10 protein-coding genes are annotated in these 13,458 nt (G+C 62.0%); 3 read left to right on the forward strand and 7 right to left on the reverse strand.

Annotated features, from left to right (window positions below):
- Nucleotides 1–57: 57 nt before the first annotated feature.
- Both SxD43FB_RS10330 and SxD43FB_RS10335 read right to left on the reverse strand, forming a co-directional pair.
- A complete protein-coding gene (locus SxD43FB_RS10330) occupies nt 58–1,980 on the reverse strand; it encodes a type IV secretion system DNA-binding domain-containing protein (RefSeq protein ID WP_096062097.1) in 1,923 nt (640 codons plus the stop codon).
- On the reverse strand, nt 1,977–2,315 hold the full coding sequence (locus tag SxD43FB_RS10335; RefSeq protein ID WP_096062098.1) for a CopG family transcriptional regulator: 339 nt from the start codon (nt 2,313–2,315) through the stop codon (nt 1,977–1,979). Before SxD43FB_RS10335 ends, SxD43FB_RS10330 begins: the two co-directional genes overlap by 4 nt.
- Before the next feature lie 440 nt (nt 2,316–2,755).
- Between SxD43FB_RS10335 and SxD43FB_RS10340 the strand changes: the two genes are divergently transcribed.
- Entirely contained in the window at nt 2,756–3,052 is a 297-nt protein-coding gene (locus tag SxD43FB_RS10340; RefSeq protein ID WP_096062207.1) for a hypothetical protein, read from the forward strand.
- Between the two features lie 169 nt (nt 3,053–3,221).
- Here SxD43FB_RS10340 and SxD43FB_RS10345 read toward each other — a convergent pair whose 3' ends face one another.
- From SxD43FB_RS10345 to SxD43FB_RS10360, 4 genes are all read right to left on the reverse strand, one after another.
- Entirely contained in the window at nt 3,222–4,148 is a 927-nt protein-coding gene (locus SxD43FB_RS10345; protein WP_096062099.1) for a DUF2493 domain-containing protein, read from the reverse strand.
- A 417-nt stretch (nt 4,149–4,565) separates the two neighbouring features.
- Nucleotides 4,566–4,805: a DUF6117 family protein gene (locus SxD43FB_RS10350; RefSeq protein ID WP_096062100.1), complete on the reverse strand. Its 240-nt coding sequence runs from the start codon at nt 4,803–4,805 to the stop codon at nt 4,566–4,568.
- A 74-nt stretch (nt 4,806–4,879) separates the two neighbouring features.
- Nucleotides 4,880–5,881 (reverse strand): DUF2493 domain-containing protein, encoded by a 1,002-nt coding sequence (locus SxD43FB_RS10355; protein ID WP_096062101.1) that lies wholly within the window; start codon nt 5,879–5,881, stop codon nt 4,880–4,882.
- Between the two features lie 77 nt (nt 5,882–5,958).
- Nucleotides 5,959–6,417 (reverse strand): DUF736 domain-containing protein, encoded by a 459-nt coding sequence (locus SxD43FB_RS10360; RefSeq protein WP_096062102.1) that lies wholly within the window; start codon nt 6,415–6,417, stop codon nt 5,959–5,961.
- 738 nt (nt 6,418–7,155) lie between these two features.
- Between SxD43FB_RS10360 and SxD43FB_RS10365 the strand changes: the two genes are divergently transcribed.
- Nucleotides 7,156–10,770, forward strand: coding sequence for an SIR2 family protein (locus SxD43FB_RS10365; RefSeq protein WP_096062103.1), 3,615 nt, complete (start codon nt 7,156–7,158; stop codon nt 10,768–10,770).
- Nucleotides 10,763–11,710 carry a hypothetical protein gene (locus tag SxD43FB_RS10370; RefSeq protein ID WP_096062104.1) on the forward strand — a complete coding sequence of 316 codons (948 nt, stop codon included), beginning with the start codon at nt 10,763–10,765 and terminating at the stop codon, nt 11,708–11,710. Before SxD43FB_RS10365 ends, SxD43FB_RS10370 begins: the two co-directional genes overlap by 8 nt.
- Before the next feature lie 82 nt (nt 11,711–11,792).
- Here the strand turns inward: SxD43FB_RS10370 and SxD43FB_RS10375 are convergent, their stop codons facing one another.
- The gene (locus SxD43FB_RS10375; protein ID WP_096062105.1) at nt 11,793–13,352 is read right to left on the reverse strand and encodes a hypothetical protein; all 1,560 of its coding nucleotides are present in this window, start codon (nt 13,350–13,352) and stop codon (nt 11,793–11,795) included.
- Nucleotides 13,353–13,458 lie beyond the last annotated feature (106 nt).

The following is a 13,458-nucleotide window of genomic DNA, read 5'->3' on the forward strand; positions in this document are numbered from 1 at the left end:
AAGGGCCATCGGTTGTTGGGGTCTCGGCTACGGGCTTCGGGCTACGCCCTCCGCCCTTCACCGACACCCCAACAACCGATTCTCATCTTGATTGTCGCTACGCTCGCATCCTGTCAGTCGCCGCGCAACCGCAGTTGTCGCCCCGCTCGAGGACGTTCCACCCTGCTTTCTCTTGCGTGGTGCCTTCGCTCTGTCGCCACCCCCTGTCTTGGATGCCTCACGGTGCGACCCGATAATCTCGTCGGCGAGTGGAAGGCGGATTGGTGGCTGTGTACGTTCAATGAAAGCGGGGGCGACACTAGGTATCTCATTGTACCGGTCCGAAAAGCGAACAACGGGGAGGTCTCGCCCGAACCGCAGGAAGCCCGACAGGTTGGGCAGGTTCGTGACTTCGGTATGCATCGCCAGCGGCCGCGTCACCTGCATACGTGACAGGTTCACACCATCGCGCATGTCGTTGACGCCATATGACATGCCTTCATTGGCTTCGATCTGCTCGACCTGACCCAGATTTTCGGAGACATGTTTTGCGGTCGGCGTGTCGTTCGCGCGCAGCGCGATCCAGGTCGAACAATAGCCCGTGATCGCCGCAGCGTCCTGGATGCCGTAGGTGGCTTCGAGCTGCGGGTAGGACTGAAATCCCAGGATTCCGCACCCACCATATTTGCGCGCCCGGGCGAGAAAGTCGCTGAGGGAGGGAAGGCGCTGTAGCGTAGGCAGCTCGTCAATAATGCAATAGAGACGGCGCTCGGGATCGGGCGGCATGCTCATGATCGCGCCGATCGCGATATCGATCCAGACGGTGATGAGAGGCCGGAGCGAAGGCAGCTGATCGGCCTTCACGGTAATGAAGAGCCAGCTGTCGTCCGCTTCATTTTCGACCCAGGAGCGGATCGAGAAGCCGTTCGTCGTATCGTCGAGGTAGGAAAAGCTCCGCATTACCGTTGCAAGCTCGGCCTGGATACCTGCCGACGTCCGGTCTCCCTCCAGGCTGATGAAGGCAGCCGCCTCAGTGCCCTGCGCGAAGGCAGCAAGCTCCTTGAGGCCCGAGCGCACGAGCCTGTCCAGCAGTATCGATACGAGGGTATGACGCTGGCGCGCGAGCTTCTTGAGCACACCCACGAGGGTGCCCCGCGCGGCCCGGGCCCAGAAGGGGTCACCCGCCTTGTCGGGAATGGTCGACTGGGCGATTTGGTCATAATGATAGTCGCGCGGCACATCGACCCACGGGGACCAGCGGTCGGTGCGCTCGTCGAGCGGATTGAGCAGGATGTCCTTACCCGGCCGGTAGAACTTCTCTACAAACGATCCGGCGGTGTCGTAAACGATGGCGCGTTTGCCATCCCGCCGGATACCTTGGAGCATCGTCGTGATGATGTTGGTCTTGCCCGTCCCAGGCGCGCCGCAAAGGACGATATGTTCAGGCTCATAGGCTTGCGGCATGGTAACGCCGCCGATGCTGAGGCTTCCCTTGCGCTGGCGGCGAAGCAAACTTCGGATCATGCGCACGCTTCCAAACTGCGCGCCCCGCAGGAACTGGTTGGACCCCAGGCCACGACCCGTGCGGGTGAAATAATACCAAGCCCAGACGAGCGCGATGAGCGCGCCGATGCCCCCGATCAGTGCGCCCTTGATGAGCGCGGCTTCCGCTGTCTCGAGGGTCGCGTGGGCGATGCGTGAATTAAGAAGGCCCTCAGCTGTGGTCCAATATTCCCGGCCGTCGGGGGCCCTGAACCGGACGGGATCGGCGGCGCCCCGGGTCGCGTCACGACGGAAACTGGAAAGCGCGATCTGCACAAGGAGATAGCGCTGATGGGCGGTCAGAACCTCGAAGCAATACCACAAGATGCCCATAATCCAGAGTACGAGACAGGCGGAGATGGTCTGGAAGAAGACCTGGGTGGTCATGCGGACATTATGAACAATCGCCTGCCCACCGCGCGTCCATGATCCCAAAGTGTCATTGCGAAAGATGCTCACCGGCTGACCCTCCCCTTGTCTGGAATGGCGGCAGCGGTCGCTCCCGCGTCAGGGTCGAGTAGGCCGCGTTCGGCGAGCAGGGCGCGGGCCTCGGCCATCCCTTGCTCCAGGGTCTCTGGAGACCGCTGACCGACCGCGACAGCGAGGATCGAGAGGATCTGGATGGAGGTCGCGAGAATCTCGTCTTTGGACGAGAATATATATTCGCGATGGGGATCGGCCGCTTGCGTCAGGACCAGCCGGACGAATTCCGAGAGGCTCAGTTCTGCTGCGTGCGCCCGTTCAAGAAGACGGGCATGAACATGCTCGTCGATCCGAAAATTGAGTTTGACCAACGCTTGGCTCCATAGGCTGGAGCCCCGTCGGAATGTCGTAAAGCGCGATCATTATACCCGCTCGGCAGGCGGTCATCAAATGAAAGTAAGTGGTACAAGGCCCACGCGCACGAATGGCAGATAGCCGCGCTTCCAAGGCTCAGCTCGGAGCGCTGGTGATACTTGTAAGACGAGATGTCGGACAAAGCTGCATCGGGATGTGTCACATAAACATATGACTTAGCATGATTTTGTGCCGCAGCACCCGTGCGTAGGGTGCATTACAAACGGCCCTGTGCCGTGCGTCGCCCCTTCGCAGCGGCTTGCCGCTGCGCCAGCCTCGACCGGGCACGGGCGTGGCTCCCCGGAGGGGTTCTTCTTTTTGAAATGGGCTTGCACGAAAAGCTTCGATACTGGATCATCCTGATCGGCGGGCAGACCACCTAAAGACAGGAATGGTTATGCCGAAACTTTCAGAACGCGAGCGCCTTGCCGAACTCGAAGCGCGTCAGCGCCGGGCTGCTGAAGAAGTAGAAACAGCCCGCCGCGCCTTGCGCGGCAAATATGCCGATATCATTCGCGATCTCCGTGTGGAGGCCATGAGCGAGCGCGTCTTCAAGGACCTGCTGACAGAAGCCATAAGGGTAGGTGGAGAGGTAAGCTTCGCAGCTCTGAAAGCGATGCCGACGGCTTCCGAAGCGAAGCATCCTTTGATAAAATCATCCGCCAAAGGCGTCCCTGCAGCGAGCACGGTGTAACCGCGCGCAGCTGGCCGCGACCGGCTGTTTCCGGTTGCGCATCGCATCGCGACGGACCCGGCTTGCCGGGTTCCCGAGCGGGGCGATATCGATAGGTCGAGACAAAAAAGGGACGGCGAGAGCAAGATGCTCCCGCCGTCCCTTGCCTTCTTCAGGCAACCCCTCCGGGTCATCGTCCCCCATTCTGGTCGACCAACCGGAAGAAGTGCGCCGGGATACCCTGCTTGCGGACTTCGCGCGCCAGATGGGATTGAAGCCCCGACCCTTCGCACACGATGGCTTCCACTGGCCGCAACCCGAGCAGTTGTTCGTTGCGGGCAAATCCCGCCCGGTTGCCAAGGCGTCGGTTGAGGGTGAAGGCGATGAGCTTGCACCCGCTACGCGCGGCCCAGGCAGCGGCAATGGCGTCGCACCCTTTGTCCTGGGCGGTCGTCGCCAGAATCATACCCGGCACGCGCGCACGGATCGCGTCCAGCCGGTCGTAGAGCAGCCGGTGGTCCTCCCAGACCTGCCCGCCCGAGAAGATGACCACCGGACCTTGCGGGGCATGAGCGTCGATCTTGCGCTGCCGTCGTGCCGCCAGAAAGTCCGTCGCGGCCACCACCGATGCGGTGCGCTTGGAAGATGTCAACGATGCCCGCGGCGCCGCCCAGGGTTTCCCGGTCTCGGCAAGATAGGTGGCAGCGGCGTGGTCGCGCATGCAGGCTAGGGCATCACGCGTTTCGTCCAGCGACTGGCACAGTTGCTGCGCCTCCTCCAGTTCGCGCGTTCCCACTTCACTGCCATCAGCCTGACGGATCAGGCTTTTGACATTCATTGCGGCCTTGTCGGCCTGTCCCTCTATCTGTTCGGTGACCTTATACAGGCTGTGCACGACACCCCAGGCGATCCGGTCCGCAATGCTATCGAGCCGCGTATCCTGCAGTACGTCGAAGATCGTGCGGACGAGCATTTCGGTAGCATGCTCGACAGCGACCGGATCGGGCATCGGTGCGTTGGTTGCGTCCTCGCCTGCCATGATGCGGTATAGATCGACCGTCTCGGTGAAAGCCTGTGCGAAATGCTCGTGGCTGCTGGATGAAGTCGTATATGTCATCAAAACCTCCTTTTGAATTTCTCTTCAAGAGGTTCTCTTTTCGGCACGGGCTGTGGCCGACGGGGTCAAGGAGCGCGGCGCAGCCGCGACCGCGCAGCGGCGATGGGGGTCACGATTTTTTCTGGCGCGACCAGGTCTCACGATGGTGCACTGACGTCACCTGCCAGGAAAAATGGTGGGGCCCCGTCGTCCTTGAGGCCGGCGGTGACCCCGTGCCATACTTCCGACACGTTGAGAGAAGAAGAGGCAAGCGTGGGCGGGGGCTCGATGCCCCCGGCGACGCTGGGTTCTTGGCACGCCCTCTCCTTTGCGAACCCGTTTTAAGCTCACCGCTCTTGCCCGGTCCACCACATAAAAAGACCGGCAGCGCGCAGCGCAGCCGGTCCAGAAACCTCATAAGAGCGGTAAACTTCCCGCTCAATGGGGAGCGCCAAACGGCCGGCTTTCTGGCGGCACATAGGCTTCGAACGGGTTACCCTCGGCAAGATGGCCGAAGGGCGTCATGACATAGTCATTGCCGTCCCGGCCGACGCCACAGAGAACGAAGCGCTTTTCGCCGGTGACGGCGTCGCAACATTCCATCAGCGCGAGATTGCCATCTTCGGCAGCACGCATCAGGGTCCGGAAATTCTTCACATGATGATCTGGAATAGCCATGGGGGCCTCCACGCTGGAGTGGGTTCAGATCGCTTTCGCGGTCTGGACCAAAGGAAAAAGCAGCCGGCAGATCGTCAAACCGGCATGCGCGTCGGCTTCTGCTGCGCAGGCGCCTGATCGCCGACACGGAAGGCGTGGATCGGCGTGCCGGCCTCGCGCAGGACCTGGTACAGGTTCGCCTGCAGCCCCGACCCCTCGCATAGGATCGCCTCGACGGGGCGCAGCTCAGCGAGTTTGCGATTACGCGTGAAGGGCGCCTTGCGCCCGCCGCCGAAGAGGCCGTAAGCCACCAGCGGCACGCCGTTGCCTTTGCGCGCCGCCCATGCCGCGGCAATCTGATCGACGCCCCTGCGCTGCCCGGTCGTGACCAGTGTCATGTGCGGCACCCGGCGCTTGATCTCGTCAAGCCGCTCCCAGATCTTGGCCCAGTCGTGCCAGGTGGCCGGTCCCGACACCACGACGATCGGGCCTTGCGGCGCATGCCGCTCGCGGGTCGCAAGTTGGCGGGCACGCAGGAAATCTAGCGCTGCGATCTGGCTTGCGGTCGAGGCGGACGACGCCTTCGTGCCGCGCGCGGGCGACCAGGGCCAACCGCTGAGCGCCCGATACATTTCGGCGGCATAGTCGCGCATGCACTCCATCGCCTCGCGCTGTTCGGCGGTCGATTGGCAGAGCAATTGCTTGTCCTCCATCTCCCGGTTGAATACCTCGGAGGGCTCCTGTCGGCGGGCAAGGTCCCCCAACTCATCGGCCAGCGCCTGCTCGCGCCGCTCGAGTTTGCCAGCGGTGAAGTGGAAGCTGTTGACGAAGCCCCAGGCGATTTCAGGGGCGAGCGGCTCGAGCCTCGTGCCCGTAAACAGGTCGAAGATGGCAGCGATGACGCCGCCGCATTCAGCCTGGGCCGCGAGCGGCTCGGGCATCTCATGTTCGCCCGGCTCGTCTCCAGATTCGACGATGGAGAGTCCGAGCGGCTCGCCGAAGGCAGCCTGGAACTCGGGGGTAGCGGTGATCTCGGCATAAAGGGTGGGCAGGTCTGCAAAGCGATCGATCCTGCGGATGGGCTGATGCTGGGTCATGACGACATGTCCTTCTAAAAGCGGTTGAGAGAACAAGGGCCGGGAGCGCGCAAAGCGCCCCCGGCCTGCGCCTGTCGTCAGAAGGGGATCTCGTCATCAATGTCGCCGCCCGCGCCCCTCAGCGCCCCGTCGGCTCCTGCCGTGCTGTCCCCAAAGCCGCCACCCGATGGCGTGTCGCTGCCCCGCGTGCCCCGCGTGACCGGTCCGAAGTCGTCCCGCCGCTGCGGCCGACGCCAGGCGACGCGGTAGCCCTCCTCGTCAGTGCCGAAGAGCGCGATCGAGAGCGGTTCGGGGAGGCTGGGATCATCGATCGAACCCTGGAGGAAGACCTCTCCGGTGGAGTTGGACGTCTGCGGCCACAGCGCCCCGATTTGAACCCAGCGCTTGCCCACATTGAGGGTGACGATCTCATAGGCGGGTGCCCGCTCGTTCTGGCTCTGGACTGGACGAAGTCCCAATTGGGGGAGATCGATACTGCGGGTCGCGATCGCGCCCAACAGACGCCCGTTCTGCTGCTTGATTTCACTGATATTCATGTGCGTTTCCTTTGCGAATGTCTCTCCGAACCCATTTCGGCGACACTCTTCAAAGATCCTTCTTTCCTCTGGGTCATGGCGCTCGCATTGCTTGCCCCGGCAAGGCTGCCGCGCATCCATCCCCATCGCAATCGGCAGATTTCACCGCGTTCGGCCCAAAAGCGTATCGGGCAGTCATGATCCTGTGTCCCGATCACCGACCCCAAGGAGAGCACCGCCTTCCCCATTACTGTCCTTTCGGAAGGGGATCGAAGCCCGAAGGGACGGGACCGGCGCAGCCGGGCACGATCGGAGCGCAGCTCCGACGAGAGCCTCGGTGCCCGCGAAGCGGGCATCCGCTATACCCTGCCCTGTCTTGAGTTGGGACGAAGCCGTCGTTCCCGCCCCCTCTTATTGAATGACTGCTTTTGGCGAGAGTAGGCGCTCATGCCTTACACGGATGCAATCGTCGATTCACCGAGGTGAGGCCGTCTGCGGTCAGGCAGCCTTGGACTTGAATGCGTGCAACCGGAAAGATCGGCGCGGTCAGATCTGAGCATCGTGGAGTAAGATTGGCAAAGACTCGCGACATAAATCGCTGAGCCAGCATTCTCCGCCACTGGACAGTTGGAAGCGGTTCCCGGATGTTGACTCTATGTTCAGTGATCCCTCATCAGCGGTTTCTAAAGGGCGGCCGGTGGTTGCAGTAGCAGCGCTTCTCCGAATGCGTCAGCGTGTGCAAATGCCGGACTGTTATACATGAGCCTTCGCTTTTCCGAGGCTGGGCCTGAATTTCCTGAGCAGCTGGTCGATGCTCTCCTGAGCGGCGATGTCGTCTTCTTGTGCGGCGCGGGGGTTAGCGCACCGCAATTGCCTGGTTTCGGTGCGCTCGTGACACGTTGCTTCGCCGGTCTCAACGTCGATATGAGCGCTTCGGAGCAATTGTCGTTCAATGAGAATCGGTTCGAGGAAGCGCTAGGGTCGCTTAGCCGCCGGATAGTCAATCCAGCCGACATGACTCGCGCGGTTGTGGCGGAGTTGCAGCCGCCCCTCGATGCGGATCTCTCGCATCATCGCACCATCCTGCGCCTGTCGCGCGATCTCGAAAACCGCCCTGCAATAGTGACCACCAACTTCGACACGCTGATTGAGCGCGCTCTGATCGAGACCGAGGATGCCGAGCAGGTCCGTGCCTTCAGCTTCGCTGGGCAGGATCTGCCGCCGCCAGGAAGCGCCGGGTTCGGCGGAATCATCCATATCCATGGTCGGATCGCCGACCCGGATCTCGGCCTAGATGAAACACCGCTGATCGTGACGAGCGCTGATTATGGCGATGCCTATATGCGATCGGGCTGGGTGTCGCGGTTCCTGTTCGACCTCTGCCGCACTAAAACTATCGTGTTGGTCGGCTACAGTGCCGGCGACGCGCCGGTACGATATTTCTTAAACGTCCTCGAAGCGGATCGGCAGCGCTTTCCCGATCTGCGCCCAGTTTATGCGATCGACGCGGTGGTGACGCGCGACCTGGCGGATGTCCGCTGGGCGGCGCTTGCGGTCGAGCCGATCGCTTATGAGTACCAGTTCGATGCGGCGGGCAATCCGACCAGCCATGCCGCCCTGTGGCCGGACTTGGAGAGACTGGCGGATCTCGTCGAGCGCCCGCGGGCAACGCGGCGCGAATGGGCGCAGGGGATCCTCGCCAAGCCCTTTGACGACACAGATGCCGCAGAACTCGATCACGCCGCCTGGCTTTTCAGCGGCCGCCGAGACCTGTGGTCGCTTGCGATCCCGACCATCATCGACGGAGATTGGTTCGACTTTTTCGCCAGCCGAAAACTATGGACCGAGCGCGACGCGTCTTGGATCATCGCTGCCTGGCTGGTCAGGGACCTTGCGTCGGCCGACCGGTTCCGGCGCGCGGTCGACTGGCTCGAGAAACTCGGCAAGCCGTTCGCCGACGAGCTGACGCGACGAATCCGGCAAGTGAAGGATGCGCCGGTCCTGTGGCTCCGCCTCTGGCGCCTTCTTACGATCAGCAGACCCGATCGCGGCGATTATTGGGAGGACCGCGCCTATACATTGATGGAGGTGCTTAAAGGCCCCGTCGTGCTGCACGCCGACCTCGAACGGGCAGTGAGATTGCTGGCCCCCGCGCTCGAACTCCGTTCCGGCAGATCTTTCTTCGATGACGAACCCGCCGTCGATCCGCCGCGGCGTCTCTCCGACCTTGCCTGGCCGCGACTGACGCTTTCGGACCGCGGCGGTGCTTCGGATCTCGTTGCCGCATTGATGGCGCTGCCGCAGCCGCTGGTCCTGCTCGAGATCGCTAGCGCGAGGCTGCGTGAGACGGTTGGGCTTTCGCTCGATATCGGCACGATCGAGGGGGATTATGACGGCAATGACAGCGCGGTGCCGTCGGTCGAGCCGCATGGCCAGAACGAGCACCATGATGGGCCAATTTTCTTGGTCGAGCTGCTCGCGCGGCTGCTCACGCCGGCGGCCGCCAAAGATCGCGATGCGGTCCGCGCGCAAGCCTCAGCCTGGAAGGCCATGCCTGGCATCTTGGGGACGCGGCTTTGGCTGCACAGCTTGCGTCAGGCGGAGCTGTTCGACGCCGACGAAGCGTTCGCCGGAATGGTGAACCTCTCGCGCGACATCTTCTGGACGGTGCGCCGGGAGCTCGCGCTCGTGCTGCGCGACCGCGCGGGGGATGCGCATGCCGACTTGGTTGCCGCCGTCGAACAGCGCATCCTGACAGAGGGGCCGGCCTATTATGACCGCTATGCGATCGAGGACGGCCAGGCGGACTGGAGGAGCCATGCCCTCGACGCGGAGGTCTGGCTGCGGCTCAACATGCTCGAGCAGGCGGGAAGACTGTCGGCCGAGGGTGCGGCGGAACTTGCGGCCATAAAGGCGCGCCGCGCCTATCTGGCGCGCGGCGTCGAGGATCAGGACTTTTTCGGATCCTATTCAACCGGCCTCCGTATGGTGGTCGGCGACGCGCAGCCGATCATCGATGCCGCTGAAGGCGAGCGCTTGCAGGTCGCGCGCGGAGTGCTTGGCAGCCATGATATCGAGAAACAGCAAGGCTGGAGCGCGTTTTGCCGCACCAACCCGAGGGGCGCGTTCGACACGCTCAAGGACGCGCCGCTCGATGACGCCAATGCGCCGCTCTGGCGAGACCTGATCGGCGCGCTGTCCTTTCCGGAAGGCGAAAAGGATCCCGACCGCCGGCCGCTCGTCGTCACGCTCTTTGCTGCGCTCGAGCCGGCCGAAGCACCATTTCTGGCGCTGGTTGTCGATCGCCTTGCCGATCTTTACTGGTCCTCGCCGCGCCAGGCTGAACCCGCGATCGCTGCCTGGTGGCAAAGGCTGTTCGCGGCAGCCGTGGCGCGTGACACGGAGCCCCTCGATTCCACGCGCGATCTTTATGCTGACCTGATCAACACCGCGGGCGGGCGCCTGACCCAGGCCGCACTTATTGACATCGAGGCCCGGCGCAAGGCGGGTGAACCAATCCATCCGGAACTGCTGGTTACGCTCGATGCGGCTGTGGCAGCACCGGGCCGTCAGGGCGCCATGGCGCGAGGCGCCCTTGTGTTCGCGGCAGGATTTGTGCTGACGATTGAGGGGCAGACCGTCACGCCATTGCTTGAAGCCGCGCTGACGGGTGACGGTGACGAAGCCATCGCGCTGCGCCGGGTTCTCGTCACCGATTCACGCCTGTCATCGGTCGCCTCGCGGGCATTTAGCGCGGCCGTCCTGCGCGGTGTCAGCGAGCTGACCGGTCGTGGCCATGATCTCACCAACGCCGCCGCCAAGATCATCGCGCCAGCGCTGTCGATCCTGCGCGGCGAACAGACCGAGGCGGACTGGGGCATTGGCGTCGCCGATGCCGCGAGGGCACTCCGCACCGGGCCATTGGCATTGCGCAACGGTGTGGCCGAACTGGTAAAGCAATGGATCCTTCAGATTGATGAGGATCGCGCGGTCGCCTGGCGGACGGGCATAGGTCCGCTGCTGCTCGCAGTCTGGCCGCGAGAGCGCAGCTTTCGCGACCGAGAATTCAGCCGGCACTTTGCCGATCTGGCCGTGGCGAGCGGCGACGCCTTTCCCGAAGCGCTTGAGCAACTCCTACCGCATATGTCGCTCCTAGAAGGGCATGGCGGCACCCACGGGATCGAGCATTCCGAGGCGCCCGAGAAATTTGCCCGTGAGACGCTCATCCTGCTGTGGAAGCTGTTCGGCCCCGGCACGACTAGCGACCTGTATGGCGTGCCGAAGATCCTCGATCGGCTGATCGCAGCGCTCCCGGCGATCGAACTGGACCGCCGGCTGCAATGGCTCGACCAGAAAGCCACACGCTATGAGTGAGCCGGAACCGACCCGGATCACTTTCGACACCGTCGACTCGACACTATCGCTCGATGAACAGAAGCGACTAGTCGCCGATTCCGGCCGCCGGCGGCATCTGAGCTGGGGGATGGATTTCGACAGCCGAGCGCTGTCACTGGACCCCGATATTCCCGATCATTGGGAAGAGCAGGTGAAGGAGCTCCACCGGCATAACCTAAAATCGGCGCGCACGGGCATGGTCGCAGAATTCGGTGAGCGCGGCATCGATGCCAAGATCGACAATTTTGTAACGATGGGCATCAAGCCTTTCTCGGTACTCGCGCATCACAACGCGCTGTTTCATCAGGTTCGGCAGGCCTTTGTGATCGGCGCTTACTACCCGGCACTAGTCGGCGCGTGCGCGCTTGGCGAGCGCATACTCAATCATTTAATGCTGGACATGCGCGGCCATTTCACTGCGACGCCGGAATACAAGAAGGTGTATCGAAAAGATTCCTTCGACGACTGGCGATTGCCGATCGACACCCTCGAAGCGTGGGGCATCCTGCTACCTGATGCCGTCGTCGAGTACCGCGCCCTAATGGGCTTGCGTCACCGATCGATCCATTTCAACCCGGAGACAACGAACGCTCTGCGTGATGACGCACTTGCGGCTATCATCCATATGCGCACGATCATCGAGCAGCAATTCGCAAGCCATGCCGTCCGCCCCTGGTTCATAGCCAATACGCTCGGCCATGCCTTTATCCGTAAGGACTATGAAAACCACCCCTATGTCCGCGCGTACTTCCTCCCCAATTGCCCGTTCGTAGGGCCACTGTTTGGCATGGCTCCGGGGACGAGCGGATGGGAATTTTTCGACCTGCCCGATTACGGCGATGGTGACTGGACGGACGATGAATTCGCAGCGGCCTATAATGATCGTGATCCTACCCTGGTCGCCGGACCAACGGCGTAGTCCTCAGGGAGACTTGATAGGGCGCGCGGCCAAGTGCAGAGCGAGGAAGCGGGTTTCCGGCAAGCGATAAAAGGTCGTCCCATTAAGGCTCGTCGTCACCCAGATCTTGTAGCCGACCATACCATGGAAGCAGGTCACCCAGCGCTTCCTGAAACGGATAATCTTTGGGCTCGGTTTTCGCCGACCCCGCGTCTTGATGGAGGCTGGAGAAGATCCAGCCGACCCGCTCCCCCGACGCGATCTCGACCGTTTCCAGCAGCGACGCCGCAGTCGCGGTTCGCAGCACGTCCTCGAGTTCAGAGATGGTGCAGAATGCGACGGGCAGGCGATCCTCTCTGGAAATGGCATGGGCACTGGCATCAGCAAGAACATGGGCACGTTCAAGGATCTGGGGAATGATGGTCGAGCGCCCCGCGAACCATTCATCAAGGGTAAGGATCAAAAGCTTGACGTCATCAGCAAGGCGCGTCGGTGCTACGCCGAACTGGCTGTGTGCGTAGAACCGCCAAAGCTGCATCACGCCCTTGGCAATCTCCTCGTAGCCGCGATCTTCGCCAGGTGCTTCACCGAAGCGGGCAGCTACGCTCATCCGAGATGCTTTGCACTCAATCGCCATTGAAACTACGCCGTGTCGATCATGCATGAGAATATCCGGGGTAGCGATCGGTCCCAAGGGCGTGCGATAACTAATCTCCGGGTCAAACAGGACCGCTGGCAACATCCGCCTCAGCAGATCGAGCGCGTAACTCTCAAACTTTCGGCCGACTTCATCGCGAACGGTCCCGCCCCCGCCGACCACATCATAAAAAAGTCCGTTCGTTACCCGGTCCATGATCAGGTCCGGTAAGGGGGCAATCATCCTTCGTGCGCGATGTCCGACTAGGAGACAGGGATATCGCCGGAGGATGCTAGGCTTGTAGGCGGTTGCTATGTCCATCGCGCGAAGGTCCGCCGCCTGGGACCGTGCGACGGTGATAGGGCAGGAGATACGCTTAAGCGTCTGCTGCAGGGTGTTTCGGGTGATCCCCCACTCGTGGATCAGGTCCATGTCCGTGGCCGGACGAATGCCGGGCTCGGGATAAAAGACCGAAAGCAGCGAGAAACCGACAAGGGTCATGTCTGAGGGGGTGAGATTGGCGGCTTGTTGCAAATAGGCGGCGCACTCGCCCTGACCATAAATAAAGGCGCTCCGATATAGGGGCGGTAGCCCGACATAACCGCGCTGCCAAGGAAACTGCCGAGCACCGATCCTGCCGAGCTCGACCAAGATGTTTACGTCCTCGCGACGCGCGAGATACTCCGCGCCCTCCATTGAGCGCAGCAGATTAACCAGATCGCCAATCGCGTTCCAGTTTCGGCAATCGAAGGTTTGAAAAATGCTCTTGGGGGTCGTGAGGAGTTCGTTTGCGAGCGTCTCGAGTTCCCATGGATAAATTGCGTGCGGGCCGAGAATGCCTTCTGTCGCAGCGTCAGGGGGGTAGCCGTTAAGGAAGCGCCCGGCCTCGGCAGCTCGACCCGTTTGCAACGCGTTCAACGCCCAGAGCATACGCAAAAATACGAAATCGTCGGCTGCCGACAGGAGTTTCGAGAATTTAGTCCGCAAACCCGGAAGTTGTCCAATTCTCGTTTCTGGCGCCACCATAACAATCCCATAGCAAAATAATGCGACGATCGGGTGGTTTTAGCTAATGCGAGTGGCGGGTTACGTCATTAGCGGTCGTTCATGGCCTCGTCCGGAATGGCGGAAG

It is taken from the genome of Sphingobium sp. D43FB, assembly GCF_002312805.1.
In the GTDB taxonomy this organism is placed as follows: domain Bacteria; phylum Pseudomonadota; class Alphaproteobacteria; order Sphingomonadales; family Sphingomonadaceae; genus Sphingobium.

Coding starts and splice junctions, on each gene's coding strand:
- SxD43FB_RS10340 (WP_096062207.1), top strand. CDS start 2,756: ATGCCGAAACTTTCAGAACGCGAGCGCCTTGCCGAACTCGAAGCGCGT.
- SxD43FB_RS10345 (WP_096062099.1), bottom strand. CDS start 4,148: ATGACATATACGACTTCATCCAGCAGCCACGAGCATTTCGCACAGGCT.
- SxD43FB_RS10350 (WP_096062100.1), bottom strand. CDS start 4,805: ATGGCTATTCCAGATCATCATGTGAAGAATTTCCGGACCCTGATGCGT.
- SxD43FB_RS10355 (WP_096062101.1), bottom strand. CDS start 5,881: ATGACCCAGCATCAGCCCATCCGCAGGATCGATCGCTTTGCAGACCTG.
- SxD43FB_RS10360 (WP_096062102.1), bottom strand. CDS start 6,417: ATGAATATCAGTGAAATCAAGCAGCAGAACGGGCGTCTGTTGGGCGCG.
- SxD43FB_RS10365 (WP_096062103.1), top strand. CDS start 7,156: ATGAGCCTTCGCTTTTCCGAGGCTGGGCCTGAATTTCCTGAGCAGCTG.
- SxD43FB_RS10370 (WP_096062104.1), top strand. CDS start 10,763: ATGAGTGAGCCGGAACCGACCCGGATCACTTTCGACACCGTCGACTCG.
- SxD43FB_RS10375 (WP_096062105.1), bottom strand. CDS start 13,352: ATGGTGGCGCCAGAAACGAGAATTGGACAACTTCCGGGTTTGCGGACT.